Annotated in this window: 20 protein-coding genes; 12 read left to right on the top strand and 8 right to left on the bottom strand. The window is 70.0% G+C overall.

Annotated elements, in window-relative coordinates:
• The first annotated feature begins 145 nt into the window (after positions 1–145).
• From BM430_RS05955 to BM430_RS05930, 6 genes are read left to right on the top strand one after another with little or no spacing between them, the layout of a single operon-like run.
• On the top strand, positions 146–1,486 hold the full coding sequence (locus BM430_RS05955) for an ABC transporter substrate-binding protein (protein ID WP_093566320.1): 1,341 nt from the start codon (positions 146–148) through the stop codon (positions 1,484–1,486).
• Positions 1,486–2,418: a branched-chain amino acid ABC transporter permease gene (locus BM430_RS05950; protein WP_093566319.1), complete on the top strand. Its 933-nt coding sequence runs from the start codon at positions 1,486–1,488 to the stop codon at positions 2,416–2,418. The genes BM430_RS05955 and BM430_RS05950 overlap by 1 nt, the downstream gene beginning before the upstream one ends.
• 28 nt (positions 2,419–2,446) lie before the next feature.
• Positions 2,447–3,379, top strand: a complete 933-nt coding sequence (locus BM430_RS05945; protein ID WP_093566318.1) for a branched-chain amino acid ABC transporter permease — start codon at positions 2,447–2,449, stop codon at positions 3,377–3,379.
• Positions 3,376–4,146 (top strand): ABC transporter ATP-binding protein, encoded by a 771-nt coding sequence (locus tag BM430_RS05940; protein WP_093566317.1) that lies wholly within the window; start codon positions 3,376–3,378, stop codon positions 4,144–4,146. Before BM430_RS05945 ends, BM430_RS05940 begins: the two co-directional genes overlap by 4 nt.
• A complete protein-coding gene (locus BM430_RS05935; protein WP_093566316.1) occupies positions 4,133–4,789 on the top strand; it encodes an ABC transporter ATP-binding protein in 657 nt (218 codons plus the stop codon). The genes BM430_RS05940 and BM430_RS05935 overlap by 14 nt, the downstream gene beginning before the upstream one ends.
• A gap of 16 nt (positions 4,790–4,805) precedes the next feature.
• Positions 4,806–5,555 (top strand): SDR family oxidoreductase, encoded by a 750-nt coding sequence (locus tag BM430_RS05930; RefSeq protein WP_093566315.1) that lies wholly within the window; start codon positions 4,806–4,808, stop codon positions 5,553–5,555.
• Between the two features lie 1,091 nt (positions 5,556–6,646).
• Here BM430_RS05930 and mutM read toward each other — a convergent pair.
• Positions 6,647–7,537 carry a bifunctional DNA-formamidopyrimidine glycosylase/DNA-(apurinic or apyrimidinic site) lyase gene (mutM, locus tag BM430_RS05925; RefSeq protein ID WP_093566314.1) on the bottom strand — a complete coding sequence of 297 codons (891 nt, stop codon included), beginning with the start codon at positions 7,535–7,537 and terminating at the stop codon, positions 6,647–6,649.
• Positions 7,538–7,656: 119 nt separating this feature from the next.
• Here mutM and ubiE point away from each other — a divergent pair, with 119 nt between their 5' ends.
• Positions 7,657–8,415 carry a bifunctional demethylmenaquinone methyltransferase/2-methoxy-6-polyprenyl-1,4-benzoquinol methylase UbiE gene (ubiE, locus tag BM430_RS05920; protein ID WP_093566313.1) on the top strand — a complete coding sequence of 253 codons (759 nt, stop codon included), beginning with the start codon at positions 7,657–7,659 and terminating at the stop codon, positions 8,413–8,415.
• A gap of 10 nt (positions 8,416–8,425) precedes the next feature.
• Entirely contained in the window at positions 8,426–9,976 is a 1,551-nt protein-coding gene (gene ubiB / locus BM430_RS05915) for a 2-polyprenylphenol 6-hydroxylase (protein WP_093566312.1), read from the top strand.
• Between the two features lie 340 nt (positions 9,977–10,316).
• Here the strand turns inward: ubiB and ppx are convergent, their stop codons facing one another.
• From ppx to BM430_RS05890, 5 genes are all read right to left on the bottom strand, one after another.
• A complete protein-coding gene (ppx, locus tag BM430_RS05910; RefSeq protein WP_093566311.1) occupies positions 10,317–11,852 on the bottom strand; it encodes an exopolyphosphatase in 1,536 nt (511 codons plus the stop codon).
• Between the two features lie 66 nt (positions 11,853–11,918).
• Entirely contained in the window at positions 11,919–14,192 is a 2,274-nt protein-coding gene (locus BM430_RS05905; RefSeq protein ID WP_244539350.1) for an RNA degradosome polyphosphate kinase, read from the bottom strand.
• 221 nt (positions 14,193–14,413) lie between these two features.
• Complete coding sequence (locus BM430_RS05900; protein WP_093566310.1) at positions 14,414–15,142, bottom strand: P-loop NTPase family protein; 729 nt, start codon at positions 15,140–15,142, stop codon at positions 14,414–14,416.
• A 23-nt stretch (positions 15,143–15,165) separates the two neighbouring features.
• Positions 15,166–16,299, bottom strand: coding sequence for an AI-2E family transporter (locus tag BM430_RS05895; RefSeq protein ID WP_093566430.1), 1,134 nt, complete (start codon positions 16,297–16,299; stop codon positions 15,166–15,168).
• 81 nt (positions 16,300–16,380) lie between these two features.
• A complete protein-coding gene (locus BM430_RS05890; RefSeq protein WP_093566309.1) occupies positions 16,381–16,992 on the bottom strand; it encodes a CDP-alcohol phosphatidyltransferase family protein in 612 nt (203 codons plus the stop codon).
• Between the two features lie 89 nt (positions 16,993–17,081).
• Here BM430_RS05890 and purM point away from each other — a divergent pair, with 89 nt between their 5' ends.
• From purM to BM430_RS05870, 4 genes are all read left to right on the top strand, one after another.
• Complete coding sequence (gene purM, locus BM430_RS05885; protein WP_093566308.1) at positions 17,082–18,158, top strand: phosphoribosylformylglycinamidine cyclo-ligase; 1,077 nt, start codon at positions 17,082–17,084, stop codon at positions 18,156–18,158.
• Complete coding sequence (purN, locus tag BM430_RS05880; protein WP_093566307.1) at positions 18,155–18,814, top strand: phosphoribosylglycinamide formyltransferase; 660 nt, start codon at positions 18,155–18,157, stop codon at positions 18,812–18,814. Before purM ends, purN begins: the two co-directional genes overlap by 4 nt.
• A gap of 317 nt (positions 18,815–19,131) precedes the next feature.
• Complete coding sequence (locus tag BM430_RS05875; protein WP_093566306.1) at positions 19,132–19,392, top strand: hypothetical protein; 261 nt, start codon at positions 19,132–19,134, stop codon at positions 19,390–19,392.
• A 93-nt stretch (positions 19,393–19,485) separates the two neighbouring features.
• The gene (locus BM430_RS05870) at positions 19,486–19,842 is read left to right on the top strand and encodes a VanZ family protein (RefSeq protein ID WP_093566305.1); all 357 of its coding nucleotides are present in this window, start codon (positions 19,486–19,488) and stop codon (positions 19,840–19,842) included.
• A 4-nt stretch (positions 19,843–19,846) separates the two neighbouring features.
• Here the strand turns inward: BM430_RS05870 and BM430_RS34575 are convergent, their stop codons facing one another.
• On the bottom strand, positions 19,847–20,002 hold the full coding sequence (locus BM430_RS34575; protein ID WP_177302953.1) for a hypothetical protein: 156 nt from the start codon (positions 20,000–20,002) through the stop codon (positions 19,847–19,849).
• Positions 20,003–20,091: 89 nt separating this feature from the next.
• Complete coding sequence (locus BM430_RS05865) at positions 20,092–20,274, bottom strand: hypothetical protein (RefSeq protein WP_093566304.1); 183 nt, start codon at positions 20,272–20,274, stop codon at positions 20,092–20,094.
• Positions 20,275–20,332: the final 58 nt, after the last annotated feature.

Raw genomic sequence — 20,332 nt, 5'->3', positions numbered from 1 at the left:
AGCCATATCTCGAACCTCTGGCACGCGCCCGCACAAGCTATTGGACAGGCGGTCACCGCACCCCCATGATCCGCGCCGCGGCGAGGCCCCCGACGCCAAACTCCAGAGGGGCCCGTGCGCGGTGTTGAAGTCAGGGAGGAAGCCGATGGCTGGGACGGGTCGTGCCGGGATGCTCACGCGGCGCGAGGCGCTGGTCGGTGCAGGCGCTGCGGGAGCGAGCCTGATGCTGCCGGGCGGCTCTGCTTTCGCGCAAGGGGCGAAGCCCGCCGAGCTGAAGGTCGGCATCGCCACCTACCTGTCCGGCCCGGCGAGCGTCTTCGGCGTCCCCGGCCGCCAGACCGCCGAGATGCTGTTCGACGAGATCAACGCCGCCGGCGGCATCGCGGGCGTCAAGGTACGGCCGATCTTCGTCGACGAGGGCCCGGGCGTCGATCACGTCGTCGGCGAGTACCGCCGGCTGGTGCAGTCGGAGGGCGTGCACCTGATCTTCGCGGCGATCTCGTCCGCCGACTGCATCGCCTGCGCGCCGCTCGCCGACGAGCTGAAGCGGCCGACGCTGCTGTGGGATTGCGGCACCCAGCGCATCTTCGAGGACAACCGCTACAATTACGCCTTCCGCACCCAGGCCAACGCGACGCCGGAGATCCTGGCGGCGCTCCTCTACCTCCTGAAGGTGAAGCCCGACTTCAAGTCCATCGCCGTGATCAACCAGGATTACGCCTGGGGCCGCGATTCCTGGGACATCTTCCGGACAGCGATGAACACCCTGAAGCCGGGTGTGAAGGTCTCGGCCGAGCTGTTCCCCCGGTTCGGCGCCACCGACTTCTCGACCGAGATCACCCGCGTGCTGGCGCTCAGGCCCGACGTGGTCCTCTCGACCTCCTGGGGCGGCGACCTCGACGCGCTGATCCGCCAGGCCTCGGACCGCAAGCTGTTCGAGCGCTCGACCTTCGTGATGCCGCTCGCCGAATCCTCGCTCCAGCGCGTCGGCAAGGCGCTGCCGGCCGGCCACATTGTCGGCGCCCGCGGCGACCACTGGTTCCTGCACCCGTCGCCGGCCGACCCGGAGCGGCTGAAGCGCTTCAGCGACAATTACCGCGCCAAGTACAATGCCTGGCCGATCTACCCCTGCTTCCATATGGCCCAGGCCGTCTCGGCGATGAAGGCCGGCATCGAGAAGGCGGTGGCGGCGAAGGGCGGCGGCTGGCCGACCGACGCGGAGCTGGCGGCCGCCTTCAAGGGCCTGGAATTCCCCTCGCCGACGGCGAGCGTGCGCATCCGCGAGGACGGCCAGGGCCTCGAGAACCAGCTCATCGGCACCACGCTGCACTCCGACAAGTACCCGTTCCCGGTGCTCACCGACATGATCGTCTTCCCGGCCGACTCTGTCACGACGCCGGTCGGCCAGAAGAGCGCGGACTGGCTGAAGACGCTGACCCCCGACATGGTGGGCAAGCTGCCGCAGGCGCAGGCCTTCAAGAGCTGATGGCCTGGTTGTCGGAGAACGGGATCCTCGTCGGGCTGGCGTTGCTCGACGGGCTGTCCTACGCCGCCGCCGTGTTCATGGTGGCGGTGGGGCTGAACCTGGTGTTCGGCGTGCTGCGGGTGCTCAACGTCGCCCATGGCAGCCTCTACGCCATCGGCGGCTACGCCGCGGCCTCCCTCGGGCTGTTCGCCGCCTCCCTCGGCGCCCCGCCCTGGCTCGGCCTGCCGATCCTGCTCGCGGCCTCCGTGCTAGTCGGCGTGGTGCTCGGGCCGGTGATCGAGCGGCTGCTGCTGCGCCGGATGCAGGACCGCGAGCCGGTGCTGCAGCTCCTCGTCACCTTCGCGCTGTTCATGATCCTGGAGGACCTGCAGAAGCTGGTCTGGGGCGTGCAGCCGGTGGTGTTCGACGCGCCGCTGAAGTGGCTCGGCACCGTCGACGTGCCGTTCGGCCAGGACGTGATCCCGTTCACCGCCTACCAGCTCTACGTGCTGCCGGGGGTGGCGCTCGCCACCCTCGCGATCCTCGCCTACGTGCTGCGCTACACGCTGACCGGCCGGATGGTCGTCGCGGTCACGGTCGACCGCGAGGCGGCCCGCGCCATGGGCATCGACGCCGCCAAGGTGACGATGCTGACCTTCACGGTGGGCGCCGCGCTCGCGGCGCTCGGCGGCGCGCTCGCGGCGCCCACCGTCTCGCTGGTGCCGGGCGTCGGCGCCTCGACCATCGTGCTCTCCTTCGCCGTGGTCGCGACCGCGGGCCTCGGCCAGATCGAGGGCGCGGCGGTGGCGGCCCTCCTCATCGGCCTCGGCCGCTCCTTCGCGGTCTACGTCGCGCCGGAATTCGAGGTGGTGGTGCCCTACGCCATCATGGTGGCGGTGCTGCTGTTCCGGCCCCAAGGCCTGTTCGGCGTGGCGGAGACCCGGCGGATATGACCTGCATCCTTGAAGGAGGCGTGGCGCCATGACCCGCCGCTCCGAAACCCTGCTCGCGTTCGCCGGCGCCGTGCTGGTCGTCGCGCTTGCCTACGCGGTGCCGTGGCTGCGCTTCGTCCTCACCATCGCGCTCGCCAAGGGGCTCGCGGTGCTCGGCATCCTGCTGCTGCTGCGCGCCGGCCAGGTCAGCTTCGGCCACGCGCTCTACCTCGCGCTCGCCGCCTACACGGTGGCGTTCGGGGCCATGGCCGTGCCGGAGGCCCTGCTGCTCGTGCCCTTCGCAGGCGTGCTCGCCGGCCTGCTCGGCCTGCTCATCGGGCTCTTCGTGGTGCGCTACCGCGAGATCTTCTTCGGCATGCTGAATCTCGCGCTCAGCATGGTGTTCTACTCGGTGCTGGAGAAGTTCTATTCCTTGACGCACGGCGCCGACGGAATCCGGCTCCCGCCGGTGACCTTCCTCGGCCGGCCGCTCGCCGGCGAGGCGGGCGAGTGGACGGTGCTGGGGATCGCCCTCGTCCTGGCTCTGGCCTGCGGCGCCCTGGTGCGGGTGGCGCTCGCCTCCCCCCTCGGCGAGGCGCTCGCCGGCATCAAGACCCGTGAGACCCGGCTCGACTTCATGGGCGTGTCGCCCAAGCGCGTGCTGCTCGCCGCCTACGTGGCCTCCGCCGTGATGGCGGGCTTCGCCGGGGCGATCATCGCGCTCACCACCCGCCACGTGACGCCGGCGCTCAGCTACTGGACCACGTCCGGCGAGCTCGTCTTCATCGCGATCCTCGGCGGCGCCGGCAGCGTGATCGGGCCGTTCCTGGGCGCGGCGGCCTACGAACTGACCCGGGTCTACGCGGCGGCCACCTTCGCCAACGCCTGGCAATTGGTGCTCGGCCTCGTGCTTCTCGGGGTCATCGTGTTCGCGCCGGGCGGCCTCTGGGGCATGATCGCGAGCCGCAGGAGGGCCGCATGACCGCGCTCCTCCAGGCCCGGGACCTGCGTCTCGCCTTCGGCGGCCTCAAGGCCGCCGACGGGATCGACCTCGACGTCGAGGCCGGCGAGTTCCTGGCGATCATCGGCCCGAACGGCGCCGGCAAGACCACCTTCATCAACATGACGACCGGCTACCTGAAGCCGCAGAGCGGCTCGATCGCCTTCGAGGGCAAGCCGATCCTCGGCCTGTCGCCGCGCCGCATCGTCGATCTCGGCGTGGCGCGCAGCTTCCAGCTGCCGCAGCTCTTCACCGAGCACACCGTCTTGCAGAACGTGGCGCTCGCGGTGGCGGCCCGCGAGGGCGTGTGGTCGGTGCTGAACCCGCTCCTGCGCCCGCGCTTCCGCGACGAGGCGGCGGAGCTGATCGGGCGCTTCGGCCTCACCCGCATCCTGGATGTGCGGGCCGACGCCCTCAACGAGGGCGCGCGCAAGCTCGTCGACATCGCCATGGCGGTGGCGCTCCGCCCCCGCCTCCTCCTGATGGACGAGCCGACGAGCGGCGTCGCCGCGGCCGAGAAGATGGCCATCGTCGAGACCCTGGTGCGGGTCCTGCGCGAGGCGCGCGTCACGGCGGTGTTCGTGGAGCACGACATGGAGGTGGTCGGACGCTTCGCCGACCGGGTGGCGGTCTGGGGCCAGGGCAAGATCGCGGCGCTCGGCCCGCCGGCCCAGATCCTCAACGACCCGGAGGTGCAGCGCACGGTGATCGGCATCGCACCCGCGGGAGGCGCCCATGCTGCGGCTTGAGGGGGCGGCGGTCGCGATCGCCGGGGCGCCGGTGCTGCGCGGCGTCTCGCTCCAGGTGCCGCCGGGCGGGCGCGTGGCGCTCATCGGCCGCAACGGCGCCGGCAAGACCACGACGCTCCGCGCCCTGATGGGGCTCCTCCCCCTCCAGGCCGGCCGTCTCGTCCTCGACGGGCAGGAGGCCGGCGCCGTCCCGGCGCATCACCGCGCGCGGCTCGGCATCGGCTACGCCCCGGAGGAGCGCAAGCTGTTCGGCAGCTTCACGGTGCAGGACAACCTGCTGCTGCCCGCGCAAGTGCTGGGACTGCCGAAGGCGGAGGTCGCGCGGCGGCTCGATTCCGTCTACGCGCTCTTGCCGGAACTGAAGGACTTCGCCCCCCGCAAGGCGGCGGGCCTGTCGGGCGGCCAGGGCAAGATGGTGGCGCTCGGCCGGGCCCTGATGGTCGGCACCCGCGCGGTGCTCCTCGACGAGCCGTTCCAGGGCCTCGCCCCGGCTCTCGCCCTTCGCTACGCCGAGGCCCTGGCCCGCCTGCGGGCCGCGCTCCCCGACGTCGCGATCCTGATCACCGAGAGCAGCCCGGACCTGCTGCGGGCGCTGGTCGACACCACCATCCAGATCGAGCGCGGCGAGATCTCGGCCGCGTGACCAAGGAGTGTTTCCCATGAGGCTGAACGGCAAGGTCGCGATCGTCACCGGCGCCGGCGGCGGCTTCGGCGAGGGCATCGCCAAGCGCTACGCCGAGGAAGGCGCCAAGGTCGCAGTGCTCGACCTGCGCGGCGACGCCGCCGAGCGCGTCGCAGGCGAGATCGGCGCGTCGGCGATCGCCATCGCGGCGGATGTCGGCAGCGCCGAGGACGTGCAGGCAGCCGTCGCACGTACAACCGAGGCTTTTGGCACGCCGCAGATCCTCGTCAACAATGCCGGCACCACCCACCGCAACCAGCCGCTGATGGAGGTCGACGAGGAGGCCTTCGACCGGGTCTTCCGGGTCAACGTGAAGTCGATCTTCCACTTCGTCCGGGCGCTGGCGCCGGCGATGCGCGACAATGGCGGCGGCGTGATCCTCAACGTCGGTTCGACCGCCGGCATCCGGCCCCGTCCCGGCCTGACCTGGTACAACGCCTCGAAGGGGGCGGTGAACCTGATGTCGAAGTCGCTCGCCGTCGAGCTGGCACCGTGGAAGATCCGCGTCAACGCCCTCTGCCCGGTGATGGGCGAGACCGGCCTGCTCGAAGCCTTCATGGGCGTGCCCGACACCCCGGAGAACCGGGCGAAGTTCGTCGCCACGATCCCGCTCGGCCGGATGTCGCGGGCCTCGGACATCGCCAACGTGGCGTTGTTCCTGGCCTCCGACGAGGCGGAGTTCATCACGGGGGTGGAGATGCCGATCGATGGGGGGCGGACGGTCTGACGCCAACGGCCTAAGATGCTGACGCATCAACTCGATCTCGGGCAGGCCCGAGATCGACGAGGCCGTTGAACTATCTCGAATCCTCGATGACAAGCCAGATGTTTGACGAAAATTCGAGAATCGAACCCACGGGACACGACACAGCAGCTTGCGCGGCGGCCATCGTACCTGCACCGCACAACCTGCTGTGTCATGTTCCGTGAATGAAGTCAGACGTCCTTTCTTGATCGTAGAGAACAAAACGGCAATACATAGATAATAGTTATCGCGTTCTATGATTTTTATGTATCGCATATATTTTGTATACAAGATAAGTGATGATATAAATAATCAATAAATAGGCCATAAATTGATACGGAATATAGTATGCTAATGTGTTCTTTATCATTGGTGCTGGCGGAACCCTGCCTTGGCTCTGCATGCTTCTGATTAATGGAGTCCATGGATCCATGTTCATAATTATTAAACAGAAAAATAATATAAGACATGGAGCAATGTGACCTATGATACATATTATTATGGTCACAATATCAGGTATGATGTGATTAATTATTATGTAATATTCATCATGCGGATGTTGCAAGAAAAGAGCGGATATATAATCATCATCCGAGCGACGAACATTGATCAGTAGGGAAATTATAGAAATTATTAAAACTGTTCTAAATGATCTGAATAGCGTGCTTTTAACAAAAAAATATTTTATGTTCATTTGCGGATCCCGAGTCATTTGCAATGATTTCAGACTTGCGTTAATCATACGAAATGACAGTTTCTTTAATATTGCAGAATGCAAATACATAAAATTATAGCAGACACTGCTTATCAATAATTTAAGTTTAAATTGACATGGATTGAAATACGTGCCTTGCTCACCAAAGTCGAGGGCCCGCATCCCCCGGTCCGGGAATGCGGCGATAGCTGCCGGTCCCGAGGCCGCTGCCGGGACCGCCGTTCAGGTAGAGGGCCGGACGACCGTCCGGATGGACGTAGCTTTCCCAATAGATCCGGTTGCCGTCCGCGACCGTGAGCAGGTCGCAAGCAATGAGGTCGCCTGATTCCGACATCGCGCCTGCACCGCTCTCTCGCCCTCACCGCGGCTGGCACGTCTCGCAATAGAACGTCGAGCGCCCGGACTGCACCAGCCGCCGCACCACCCCGCGGCACCCCTTCGCCGTGCAGCCCAGCCCCTCCCGGTCATAGACCCGGAACGCATGCTGGAACGCGCCCGCGCTGCCGTCGGTATGGACGTAGTCGCGCAAGGTGGAGCCGCCCGCCGCCACCGCCTCGGTGAGCACGTCGCGGATCACGGTGGCGAGGCGCTTGGCCTTCGCGGTCGGGCGGCCGGCGGCGTCGGCCAGGGTGCCGGCCGGCGCCTCCGGGTGGAGCTTTGCCCGGTGCAGGGCCTCGCAGACGTAGATGTTGCCGAGGCCCGCGATCAGCCGCTGGTCCAGGAGCGCGGCCTTGAGCGGCGTGCGCTTGCCCGCAAACAGATCCGCGATCGTTTCGCCCGAGAGCTCGTTGCCGAGCGGCTCGATGCCCATGCCGGCGAAGTGGCGGCAGGTCGCGAGGTCTGCCGACGGCACGAGGTCCATGAAGCCGAAGCGGCGGGCGTCGTTGTAGACGACCCGGGCGCCGTTCGAGAGCGCGAACCGGACGTGGTCGTGCTTCGACTGACCCTGCGCGCCCTCCAGGTAGAAGTCGCCGGGCGACACGGTGCGGCCATCGGGCAGTTGCACGTCGAAGCGCCCGCTCATCCCGAGATGCATGATCAGCGCCTCGCCGGAGGAGAGATCGGCCACCAGATACTTGGCGCGCCGCGACAGGGCGGTCACCTCCTGGCCGCGCACCCGCTCGGCGAAGCGCGACGGGAAGGGAAAGCGCAGGTTCGGCCGGTTCAGCACGACCTCGGTGAAGTGGGCGCCGACCATCGCCGGCTCCAGGCCGCGGCGCACGGTCTCGACTTCGGGCAGTTCGGGCATCGCTCTTCCGTGGAGAAGGCGGTGGGCGCGACGAAGCGCTCCCCTCGCAGATGCTGGCCAAGATGGTGCTTTCCCCTCGCCTTCGCTATGCAGGCCGCCACGACAGGGGACCTGATGGCATGGCCGGCGACGAGACCAGCACCGATTTCGGCTTCGAGCGCGTCCGGCTCGCGGAGAAGCAGGACCGCGTCAACGAGGTCTTCCGCTCGGTGGCCAAGCGCTACGACCTGATGAACGACCTGATGTCGGGGGGCCTGCACCGGGCGTGGAAGAGCGCCTTTGTGTCGAGCTTACGGCCCTCGCGCACCCGGCCGTTCCGGCTGCTCGACGTCGCCGGCGGCACCGGCGACATCGCGTTCCGCACGCTGGAAGCCGGCGGGCCCGACACCAAGGTCACGGTCCTCGACATCAACGACGCGATGCTCGGCGTCGGCCGCGAGCGGGCGGGCCATCGGTACGGCTCGCGGATCGATTTCGTCGCCGGCAACGCCGAGTCGCTGCCGCTGCCGTCCGAGACCTTCGACGCCTACACCATCGCCTTCGGCATCCGGAACGTGCCGCGGATCGAGCTGGCGCTCCAGGAGGCCCATAGGGTGCTCAAGGTCGGCGGGCGCTTCCTGTGCCTCGAATTCTCGCATGTCGACGTGCCGGGGCTCGACAAGATCTACGAGGCCTACTCGTTCAAGGTCATCCCGCGCCTCGGCTCGCTCGTCGCCGGCGACAAGGAATCCTACCAGTACCTCGTCGAGTCGATCCGCCGCTTCCCGACGCCGGGCTCCTTCGCCCGGATGATCGAGGAGGCGGGCTTCGGCCACGTCACCCACCGGCCGCTCTCGGGCGGCATCTGCGCCATCCATTCCGGCTGGAAGCTCGCGTGAGGCATTCCCCGTGCTGAGCCTCGTCGCCCACCTCGCGCGGGGCATCCATGTCGGCTGGGTGATGGCCCGCGAGGGCGCCCTCGCCTTCGTCGACGCCGCCGAGCTGCCGCCGCACCTGCGCCTCGTCCTGCGGCTCGGCCGCAAGCTGGAGCGTCCCGGCCTCGGCCCCGGCCGCCTGCCCGCCGCGCTGACGCGGCTCGGGCCCTCCTACGTCAAGTTCGGCCAGTTCCTGGCGACGCGGCCCGACATCGTCGGCATGGCGGCGGCGCGCGACCTGGAGCGGCTGCAGGACCGCGTGCCGCCCTTCCCGCAGGCCGTGGCGGTCGCGACCCTGGAGGCGACCCTCGGCAAGCCGGTCCACGAGCTGTTCACCTCGTTCAGCGAGCCGATCGCCGCCGCCTCGATCGCCCAGGTCCACAAGGCGCACCTGCACGAGCCCGACGGGACCGAGCGGGTGGTCGCGGTCAAGATCATGCGGCCGGGGGTGCGCGAGCGCTTCGCCCGCGACATCCAGGCGATGCGCTTCATGGCCCGGGTGGTCGAGGCGCTACGCCCCGAAGCCGAGCGCCTGCGCCCGCGCGAGGTGGTGGAGACGCTCGCCCGCTCCGTCGCGATGGAGATGGATCTGCGGCTCGAGGCCGCCGCCCTCTCGGAGCTCGCCGAGAACATCAAGGACGATCCCGAGTTCCGGGTGCCGCAGCCGGTCTGGGAGCTGACCGGCCGCGACGTACTGGCGAGCGAGTGGATCGACGGCATCCGCCTCAACGACCGGCAGGCGATCGTGGCCGCCGGCCACGACACGGCGGCGCTCGGTCGGACGGTGATCCAGTCCTTCCTGCGCCACGCGATCCGGGACGGATTCTTCCACGCGGACATGCACCCGGGGAACCTGTTCGTCGATCCGGCCGGGCGGCTCGTCGCGGTCGATTTCGGCATCATGGGCCGGCTCGGGATCAAGGAGCGCCGCTTCCTGGCGGAGATTCTTCTGGGCTTCATCCTGCGCGACTACCGCCGGGTCGCGGAGGTGCATTTCGAGGCCGGCTACGTGCCCTCGCACCACTCCGTCGACGATTTCGCGCAGGCGATCCGGGCGATCGGCGAGCCGATCCACCAGCGCCGGGCCGACGAGATCTCGATGGCGAAGGTGCTGACGCTGCTCTTCGACGTCACCGCGCTCTTCGACATGAGCACCCGCACCGAGCTGGTGATGCTCCAGAAGACGATGGTGGTGGTCGAGGGCGTCGCCCGCTCGCTCGATCCGCGGCTCGACATGTGGACCACCGCCGAGCCGGTGGTGCGCGCCTGGCTCACCCGCAACCTCGGGCCGATCGGCCGGGCCGACCAGGCCCGCCGGGCGGTGCTGACGCTCGCCGACGTGGTGGCGGACGTGCCCGACCTGGCGCAACGCGCCAAGCGCGTGCTGGTGCGCCTCGACGAGGAGGGCCTGCGCGAGGTGTCTCGCGTGGAGCGTCGCATCCGCACCGAGACCAAGCGGATGGTGTGGTCGACCCTGGCGCTGTGGGTGATCGCCGGATCGCTGCTGGCGATCGCCCTGCGCTGAAGCAGGAATCGCGGGCGGGCCCCGCGTTCCGGCGGCGCCCGGAACCGATCGCTCCGGATCAGCGCCGGCGTGAGGCTTCGGTGCCGAGGTCGCTCGCCTTCCGCATCGCGCTTTCCCGCTCAGACGATCCGTTCTCCGCTCCTCCCCTTTCCCGGACGACTGGAGCGACAGCGGAAGGAGATCCGGGATCCAGAGGGGGAAGTGCCGCGAAGCGGCTCTGTATGCTGCGTCGTTGCAGATAACAGGACGCTTCGCGACTTCTCGTGCTGGATCCCGGATCTCCTTCCGCTGACGCTTCAGTCATCCGGGAAAGGGCGAGACTTACGAAGATTCGGTAGCGTCACTCCGCGATCTCGATCCGCGCCTCGACCCCGAGCAGGCGCCCGAGCCCGCGCAGGCGGTTCGACAGGCGGTCGCTGGCGAGGTCGCGCAGGGAGTGCGGCAGGGTCAGCACGACGGCGCCGTCGCGCATCGCGAGCGGCGTGCGCGGCAGGATGCCCTCCATCGCCACCGAGACCGGGAAGGCGACGCGCAGGACCGCGCCGAGGAGCCGGGCCTGCTCGAACAGCCGCGGGCCGGCGAGCTGGCGCAGGAGCGGGCTCGCCTTCTCGGGCGCGACGCCCTCGTGGCGGAAGAACACCGACACCGCGAGGTAGGCCCGGCCCGGATGGTCGATGCCGGTGAAGGAGGCGTGGGCGATGACGTTGAGGCTCTGCTCGCCGCGGTAATCCGGATGGGTGCGCCAGCCGACATCGGCGAGCAGGCAGGCGGCGTGGCGCAGGCGCCGCTCGTCGGCGGTCTCCGGCGTCGACAGGCTCGCCATGAAGGCGTCGGTCCAGGCCTGCAATTCGGGGCCGTGGCCGGGGCTGCGGCAGCGCAGGCGGTTGAGCTCGGCCGCCGCCATCAGCAGCGGGTCGCGGGCGCGCGCCGCGTCGTCGAGCTTCTCGTAGAGCAGGCCCTCGCGCACGCCGGTGGCCGAGATCGCGATCTCGCGCGGGCGGCCGGAGCGGATCACCTCCTCGAGCACCACCGCGCCGTAGGCCAGCAGCGGCCGGCGCGCCTCGGACACGCTCTCGACCGCGGCGAGCGTCGCGGCATCCGACTGCTCGACGACCTGGAGGAAGGAGACTTCGTCGTTGGGCTCGATCGTGTAGCCGTGCATCACGTGCAGGCGGTAGTCCCGCGCTGCCTGATGCAGGCGGGCGAGCGCCCGCCAGGTGCCGCCGACGGCGTAGAAGGTGCGGCCCTTGAGCGTGTCGAGTTGCGGACCCGCCTTCTTCAGCGCGTCGGCGGCGATCTTGCGGGCCTTCTTGAGCGAGCCGCCGCTGAGGTCCTGGAGGGCGAGGCCGCCCAGCGGCATGGTCACGCCGCTGCCGACCGCCGAGCCGCGCAGGTCGACGAGCTCCAGGCTGCCGCCGCCGAGGTCGCCGACCACGCCGTCCGGCGCGTGAAAGCCCGAGATGATGCCGTAGGCCGAGAGTTCCGCTTCGCGCCGGCCGGAGAGAAGCTCGATCGGGTGGCCGCAGGCGGCCTCGGCCGCTTCGAGGAAGGCCGGGCCGTTCTCGGCGTCGCGGGCGGCGGCGGTGGCCAGCACGAAGACCTGGCCGACATGCATGGTCTCGCACAGGACCCGGAACCGGGCCAGAGCCTGGAGGGCGCGGCGCACCGCCTCCTCGTTGAGGCGGCCGGTGGTCAGCACGTTGCGGCCGAGGCCGCACAGGACCTTCTCGTTGTAGAGCGGCGTCGGCGCCCGGCTGATGCCCGAATAGGCGACCAGCCGGACGGAGTTCGAGCCGATATCGATGATGGCGACGGGGGTGCCGGGCTCGATCCGAGCGAGCGCGGCCTCATCGAGGGCGGTACGATCCAGGCCCATCCAGGTCCTCATGACGGAAGCGCCACCCGACCCGGAGGACCCTGGAACCCGCCCGGGCCTCTCCGATCAGGCGCGCTGGGCGCGCCGGCTGAGCGCGCGCGGACTCGATTTCTTCGATGCCTTCCCGCGGCCCGACAGGCTCGGGTTGGTCATGAAATACTTGTGCGCGTTGAAGGGTTCCTCGCCCTCCGCGGGCTCGATCCGCTCGCTCGCGCCCGACGCCAGTACACGCCAGCTCTGCTGGTTGTCGAGGAGATTCGCCATCATGATCTGGTCGAGCACCTGCTGGTGCACCGTCGGGTTGAGGATCGGCAGCATCGCCTCCACCCTGCGGTCGAGGTTGCGGCTCATCAGGTCCGCCGACGCGATGTAGACCCGCGCCTTCGGGTGGGGCAGCCCGGCGCCGTTGCCGAAGGCGTAGACCCGGCCGTGCTCCAGGAAGCGCCCGACGATCGACTTGACGCGGATGTTCTCCGACAGGCCCGGCACCCCAGGGCGCAGGCAGCAGATGCCGCGCACCACGCAGTCGATCGCGACGCCGGCCTCGCTCGCGTCGTAGAGCGCGTCGATGATCTGGGTGTCGACGAGGGAGTTGCACTTGATCCAGATCGCCGCCGGGCGTCCGGCCTTGGCGTGGGCGATCTCCTCGGCGATGTGCTCCAGGAGGCGCGCCTTCAGGGTCAGCGGCGAGACCGCCATCCGCTCCAGCTCCGCCGGCTCGGCATAGCCGGTGATGAAGTTGAAGATCCGCGACACGTCGCGCCCGATCACCGGGTCGGCGGTAAAGAAGGACAGGTCGGTGTAGATCCGCGCGGTGATCGGGTGGTAGTTGCCGGTGCCGACGTGACAGTAGCTCACCAGGCGGTCGCCCTCGCGGCGCACCACCATCGAGAGCTTGGCGTGGGTCTTCAGCTCGATGAAGCCGAACACGACCTGCGCGCCCGCCTTCTCGAGGTTGCGGGCCCAGCGGATATTGGCTTCCTCGTCGAAGCGCGCCTTCAGTTCGACGAGCGCCGTCACCGACTTGCCGGCCTCCGCGGCCTCGGCCAGAGCCGCGACGATGGGCGAGTTCGACGAGGTGCGGTAGAGCGTCTGCTTGATCGCCACCACGTTCGGGTCGCGGGCGGCCTGGGCCAGGAACTGCACCACCGAGTCGAACGACTCGTAGGGGTGGTGGACGATGAAGTCCTTCTGGCGGATCGCCGCGAAGCAGTCGCCGCCGCTCTCGCGGATGCGCTCGGGGAAGCGCGGGTTGTAGGGCTTGAACTTCAGGTCCGGCCGGTCGATCCCGACGATCTGCGAGAGTTCGTTGAGGGCGAGCATCCCCTCGACGACGAACACCGCGTCGGACGAGATCTCGAGCTCGTCGGCCACGAAGGTGCGCAGGTCCTCCGGCATGGTGGCGACGACTTCGAGGCGGATGACCACGCCGCGGCGGCGCTGCTTGAGCGCCGTCTCGAAGTGGCGCACCAGGTCCTCGGCCTCCTCCTCGATCTCGAGGTCGGAATCGCGCACCACCCGGAAGCCGCCCTGGCCCTTCACCAGGTAGCCCGGGAACAGGCGGCTGGTGAAGAGCACGATCACCTGCTCGATGGCGATGAAGCGGGCGGTGCCGCTGCCGCCGGGATCGGGCAGGCGCACGAAGCGGTCGATGATCGAGGGCAGGCGGATCAGCGCCCGCAGGGTCCTGGCGTCGCGCGGGCGCACCAGGGTCAGGGCGATGGTCGAGCCGAGATTCGGGATGAACGGGAACGGATGCGCCGGGTCGATGGCGAGCGGCGTCAGGACGGGGAAGATGTGCTGGAGGAAGTAATCCTCGAGCCAGGCCGCCTCCTCGGCGGTGAGGTCCATCGCCTCGACGAGGTCGATGCCCTCGTGGTGCAGCCCCTCGCGCAGCTCGCGCCAGCGGGTCTGCTGGTCGCGGGCGAGACCGGTGACCTCGGCGTCGATGCGGGCGAGCTGCTCGGAGGGCGACAGGCCGTCGGCGGAGGGCGCGGTCAGCCCGGCGCGGACCTGGTCGTGCAGGCCGGCGACCCGCACCATGAAGAACTCGTCGAGGTTGTTGGCCGAGATCGACAGGAACCGCAGCTGCTCCAGCAGCGGGTGGCCGGTATTCGAGGCCTCCTCCAGCACCCGGCGGTTGAATTGCAGCCAGGACAATTCGCGGTTGACGTAGCGGCCCGGCTCGTGGCGGAGCGCCCGGCCGGCCGCGACGGCCTCGGCCTTGGCCTTCCGGGCGGCGTCCTGCGCGGCCGCGCCGGCGGCGCGGCGGGCCTCGGGATCGGCCTTGTCGCTGGTCTTGGTCTCGGTCTTGGCCTCGACCTTGGCGTCCGCGAGGATCTCCGCCTCGTCGCGCCGAGCGCCCTCCACCTTCTCCGGCGTCGCCTCGGTCTCGTCGAGGACCGGGATAGCACTGGCTCCGGCAGCGGTGTCCGACACGATGGCTCCTCCTTGGATCGATGCCGGGGCGCGGCTCTCAGCCCTCCCCGGTGACAGGTCAGTTTGACATTTGCATGAACGGTGCGGGAGTTATCCGTTCGCACACGGATGGTTCCCCGGTCTCACTCCTCGTCGGCTTCGTCGGACTCGCTCTCGCCCTCGCCGTCCCCCTGCCCCTCCAGTGCCGCCAGGGTGGCGAGCGCCAGCGGCCGGGTGATGCGCCGGCGCCGGCTCAACCCCTCCCGGTCGAGCACCGCCACCACGTCGCGGGCGCGGGCCAGCGACCGGTCGAGGCGGAGCGCCAGCGCGTCGACCACGCTGGTGTCGACGACGAGCTGGCGATCGATGAAGAGCTTGACCAGCACGACCTTGAGCAGGGCCTCGTCCGGGGGCGCGAGTCTGACGCCGGGCGCGAGTCGCAGGCGCGAGCGGAGGTCGGGGGTGGCGATCCCCCAGGCCTCGACCGCGCCAGAGCCGGTCACCACCACGCTCGAGGACCGCTCGCGGGCGAGGTTGAGGAGGTGGAACAGGGCGGCCTCGTCGCGGCCCGCCTCGCGGTCGGCATCCTCGATCACCAGGGCCTCGGCGCGGCTGAGATCCGGCACCGCCTCCGCCGTCACGGCCGAGACCGGCACCGTCAGCGCGCCCGCGCGCTCGGCGAAGATCGCCGCGAGATGGCTCTTGCCGCTGCCCGGTGGGCCGGTGAGCACGAGGACGCGATCCGGCCAGTCGGGCCAGGACTCGATGCGGGCATAGGCCGCCTCGTTCGAGGGGCTGACCAGGAAGTCCTCGGAGCCGAAGCGGGGGGCGACGGGCAGGTCGAGGGCGAGCTGGCGCGGCTGGTCGGGCATGCGGGGTCGGGCGCCTCGTGCGGTCAGGGCTTCGATATGGCGGGCGGGGCGGGTTTCGCCACAACGACCGTGGCGGCTCCCGCATCGGGGGCGAGGATCGGCGTGCCGTCGTGGTAGAGGCGGCTCGCGAGGTAGCGCTTGACCCCGAAGCGGGCGACGACCCCGAGCGCCGCCGCCACCGGCACCGCCAGCAGCAGGCCGAGGAAGCCGAACAGCGAGCCGAAGGCGAGGAGCGCGAACATCAGCCAGACCGGGTGCAGCCGCACCGCGTCGCCGACGAGCTTCGGCTGGAGCACGTTGCCCTCCAGGAACTGACCGACCAGGAACACCCCGACCGTCAGCAGCACCGAGACCCAGTCGGGCCAGAACTGCACCAGGGCGACGCCGGTGGAGAGCAGGAAGCCGGTGAGCGAGCCGACATACGGGATGAAGGTGAGGAAGCCGGCCATCAGGCCGATCAGCACGCCGAAATTGAGCCCGACCAGCCACAGGCCGAGCGCGTAGAACGTGCCGAGGATCAGGCAGACCAGGCTCTGGCCGCGGATGAAGGCGGTGATCGCCCCGTCGATCTCGGTGGCGAGCATCCGGGCGGTGGGGCGGTGGCGCGGCGGCACCCAGCGGTCGAGGGTCGCGATCATCCGGTCCCAGTCGACGAGCAGGTAGAACGCGACGACCGGCGTCACCACGAGCAGCGAGACGATGCCGACGACCGCCTGGCTGCCCGACCACAGCGAGCGCAGGAAGCCGAGGATCCAGGCCACCGCCTGGCCCATCAGGTTGCCGACCGAGGATTGCAGCTCCTGGAGCGCACCGTGGCCGCCGGCCCGCTCGATCAGCGGCCCCGCCCGCTCGGCGATGATCCCCTGGAGCTTGGCGATCATCGCCGGCAGCGAGGCGACGAGCGCCGCGACCTGGTTCGCCGCGAGCGGCACGACCAGGATCAGGGCCAGGATCAGCCCGAGCAGGAACACCGCCAGGATGATCAGCGTCGCGGCGAGCCGCCCGACCCCGAGCCGCTCCAGCCGGTCGGCGACGGGATCGAGGGCGTAGGCGAGCGCCGCGCCGGCCACGAAGGGCAGGAGCACGTCGCGCAGCTGGTAGAGCAGGAAGACCAGGAGGGCGAGGACGGCCAGGGTGATGGCGGCCCGGCGTTGGATCGGCATGCGCGCTGGCCTCGTCCCACCACGCGAATCCGTCGCGCCCCGGCCGGCCCGAGATGGAAGGTGACCGCCGCAGGGTCAAGCCGGGCGACGCCGTCGAGGCTCATCGGACGTCCCGGCGCGCCACCCGGCGAGGCCCTGGACGACGCCCGAGGCGACCGACAGGCCGGCCAGCGCCGGCATCGCCAAGGCCTCCGCGGCGGCGGCGGCGGCGTCGAGCCCGAGCGCCCGGCTGCCGAGGAGCCAGGCCAGGAAGGCGATCTGGCAGGCGGTGTTGAGCTTGCCGACGCGAAGCGGCGGGGTCTCCAGCGGCCGGCCGGCGAGGCGGGCGAGGCCCGCGCCCGTCACCATCAGGCCGTCGCGGGCGATCAGCACGGCCGGAAACCAGGCCGGCACGAGGCCGGCCAGCGTCAGGCTCACCAGCACCGCGAGCATCAGGGCCTTGTCGGCGAGCGGATCGAGGATCGCGCCGAGTCGGCTCGTCAGCGCGTAGCGGCGGGCGAGGAACCCGTCGATCCCGTCGGAGACCCCGGCGAGCGCGAAGACCAGGAAGGCGGCGCCCCAGGCCTCGCGGGCGATCGCCCAGACGACGACCGGCACCAGGGCGAGGCGCGCCGCGGTGATCAGGTTCGGCAGGGATCTCGGCACGGATGGCGGCAGGATCTTCGGCAAGGTCTTCGGCGGAGTCATGGCTTCCGGGCTGCCCCGACTCGCGATCCCGCACAAGAGCGGCTAAGAGCGGTCGCAACAGGTGCAGGATCGAGGCGAAGGGTCGAGGGATGACGACGGGCGAGCGCCAGAACGGGATGACCTACGCGGAGGCGGGCGTCGACATCGACGCCGGCAACGCCATGGTCGAGGCGATCAAGCCCCTGGTGCGGGCGACCCGCCGGCCGGGGGCCGATGCGGAGATCGGCGGCTTCGGCGGCCTGTTCGACCTGAAGGCGGCGGGCTTCAAGGACGCGATCCTGGTCGCGGCCAATGACGGCGTCGGCACCAAGGTCAAGATCGCGATCGAGACCGGGCGCCACGCCACGATCGGCATCGACCTCGTGGCGATGTGCGTCAACGACATCATCGTGCAGGGCGCCGAGCCCCTGTTCTTCCTCGACTACTACGCCACCGGCAAATTGGTGCCGGGGGTCGGCGCCGACATCGTGAAGGGCATCGCCGAGGGCTGCCGACAGGCCGGCTGCGCGCTCATCGGCGGCGAGACCGCCGAGATGCCGGGCCTCTACGACGGTTCCGACTACGACCTCGCGGGCTTCGCGGTGGGTGCGGCCGAGCGCGGCGCGCTCCTGCCGGTCGCCGGCATCGCGCCCGGCGACGTGGTGCTCGGCCTCCCCTCCTCGGGCGTGCACTCGAACGGGTTCTCGCTGGTGCGCCGGATCGTGGCGGCCTCCGGCCTCGGCTACGACGCGCCGGCGCCGTTCGCGGAGGGCGTCAGCCTCGGCGAGGCGCTGCTCGCGCCGACCCGCATCTACGTCAAGCCGCTGCTGGCGGCGCTGAAGGAGACCGGCCACGGCGCCATCAAGGCGCTCGCCCACATCACCGGCGGCGGCTTCCCCGACAACCTGCCCCGCGTCCTGCCCGACGGCGTCGGCATCGCGCTCGACCTCGACGCGGTGACAGTGCCACCGGTCTTCGGCTGGCTCGCCCGCCAGGGCAACGTCGCCGAGGCCGAGATGCTGCGCACCTTCAATTGCGGCATCGGCATGGTGGTGGTGGTCGATCCCGCCCGGGCCGAGGCGGTGAGCAAGGCGCTCCAGGCCGCCGGCGAGGCGCCGGTCCGCCTCGGGCAGATCACCGCGCGGGGCGAGGCGCCCGTGACCTATTCGGGCCGGCTCGGCCTATGAGCGCCCGCGCCAAGGTCGCGGTCCTGATCTCGGGCCGCGGCTCCAACATGGCGACGCTGCTCGAGGCCGCAAGGCGGCCGGACTACCCGGCGGAGATCGTCCTCGTCGCCTCGAACCGTCCGACCGCGCCCGGCCTCGCCCGGGCGGCGGAAGCCGGGATCGCCACCGAGGCGGTCGACCACCGCGCCTATCCCGACCGGGCCGCCTTCGAGCGGGCTTTGGACGCGGCTTTGCGCCGCCACGGCGTCGAGTTCCTGGTGCTCGCCGGTTTCATGCGGGTGCTGACGCCGTGGTTCGTCGAGGCCTGGGCCGGGCGGATGCTCAACATCCACCCCTCCCTGCTGCCGCTGTTCCGCGGCACCCACACCCACGCCCAGGCGCTCGCCGCCGGGGTGCGCGTCCATGGCTGCACGGTGCATTTCGTGGTGCCCGAGCTCGATGCCGGCCCGATCGTCGCCCAAGCCGCCGTGCCGGTGCTGCCGGAGGACGACGAGGATTCCTTGAGCGCCCGGGTGCTGGTGCAGGAGCACCGGCTCTACCCGGCGGCGCTTGCCCTGGTGGCGAGCGGGCGGGCCCGCCTCGACGGGAGCCGGGTGGTGTTCGCGCCGGGCAGCGGCGCCGCCGAGGGCGCCCTGGTGGCGCCGGCCCTCGGCTGATCAGGGGGCCGACAAGAGCAGGCGCCCCGGTATCTCAGCGTCCTGTTCGCCCCCGGACGAATCGTCGAACGGGTCGCCCGGTTGTGCCGGGTCGACGCACCGACGATCGGGTGGGGCTCTGCTGGCCTTGAGCGATCCTCGACGGGTCATCCCGCGGCACCGACTGCCGCGGCGGGAGACCGATGTAGTCGCCAGCCCTCTCCGGCACGACGTCAGCCGCAGGGGAAGACCGGACGACCCGTCGCTATCGGATTGTCCTTCACAAACATACAACTTGAGATAGAGTCACCCGGCGGAGCGTGACCGGGAGGCGCCGGATGTTCTTCATCGTCTCGGCGACGATCAGCGGCGGGCTGACGGCCCTGGCCTGGACGCTGCAATACGGCACCGGCTGGGCGATCGTGTTCGGGATCCTCACGGCGACGGTGTGCGGCGCGCAAGCCGCCCTGATCCTCGCCGCAATCGAGCGACGCGAGGATCCGGAGCCCGGTGGCGAACCCGCCGCGCCGGTGCCGCCGGCCAAGCCCGCCGAGACAGTCGATGTCACGGTGCCGCACTCTCCTCGGGCGGAACATTAAACCTTCCGGACCAGGATTGCGGAGCGCGGTGCGATCTGGCACCGGCATCGTTCGACGGAACCGGGCCGCGAGGCCCGCACGGATCACCCACGCATGTCCAGAGCGTCGCGCTATCTCGGCTGGCTGATCCTGGCCGCCATCACGGTGGCGACCATCGCGCCGATCGGGTACCGGCCGGTCAGCACCATGCCGGTCTCGATCGAGCGGTTCGGCGCCTTCGCGGTGCTCGCCTTCCTGCTGGCGCTCGGCTATCCGCGCCACCGCTGGCAGGTTCTGGTGCTGACGGTGGTGGCGGCGGGCGCGCTCGAGGCGTTCCAGCTGCTCGAGCCGACCCGGCACGGCCGCGTCGCCGACCTGATGGTCAAGGTGGTCGGCTGCGGCGTCGGCGCGGCGGCGTCGCTCGCCGCCGGCCTGGTCTTTCCCCGCCTCGGCACCCGCGGCGAGGCGTGACCCGCTAATTGATGCTGTAGGCGCGCTCGATGACGACGCCGCAGCTCTCGGCCAGGGTGAACGCCATCTCGCGGGTCAGGCCGAAGATCAGCGGGGTCTCGCCGCGATAGAGCGTGTAGCGGCCGTCGGGCCGCACCGTGATGCGCACCGTCTCCTGCATGGCTGCCTCCTCCAGGGCCGGCCCGTTCTGTGCGAGCCGACTCGGGGGAGACATTAGTCCGATTCGGTGCGGCCGCGAAGGGCTCCGCTTCAGGCGGCGCGGCGCCGGGTGCGGCGGCGACGCTTCGTCCTGGGCTTCGGCGCCGCGGCCTTGCCGATCTCGGCCAGCGCCGCGCGCTGCTGACGCCGCACGGCGTTCGCCGCGTGGCCCATCCAGAAGCCGGCGGCCCGGTTGGCGGCGGAGAGCCACAGGCTGTACGGGGATCCCTTCATCGCAATCAGCACCTCCGCTGGGTCAACGGCCGGAGGCCTCGGGGAGTTGCGGCCGGGA

Source organism: Methylobacterium sp. 174MFSha1.1 (assembly GCF_900116815.1).
Lineage (GTDB): Bacteria > Pseudomonadota > Alphaproteobacteria > Rhizobiales > Beijerinckiaceae > Methylobacterium.
The sequence above is the reverse complement of the archived record's forward strand: the minus strand, read 5'-3'. Positions and strand labels throughout refer to the sequence as shown.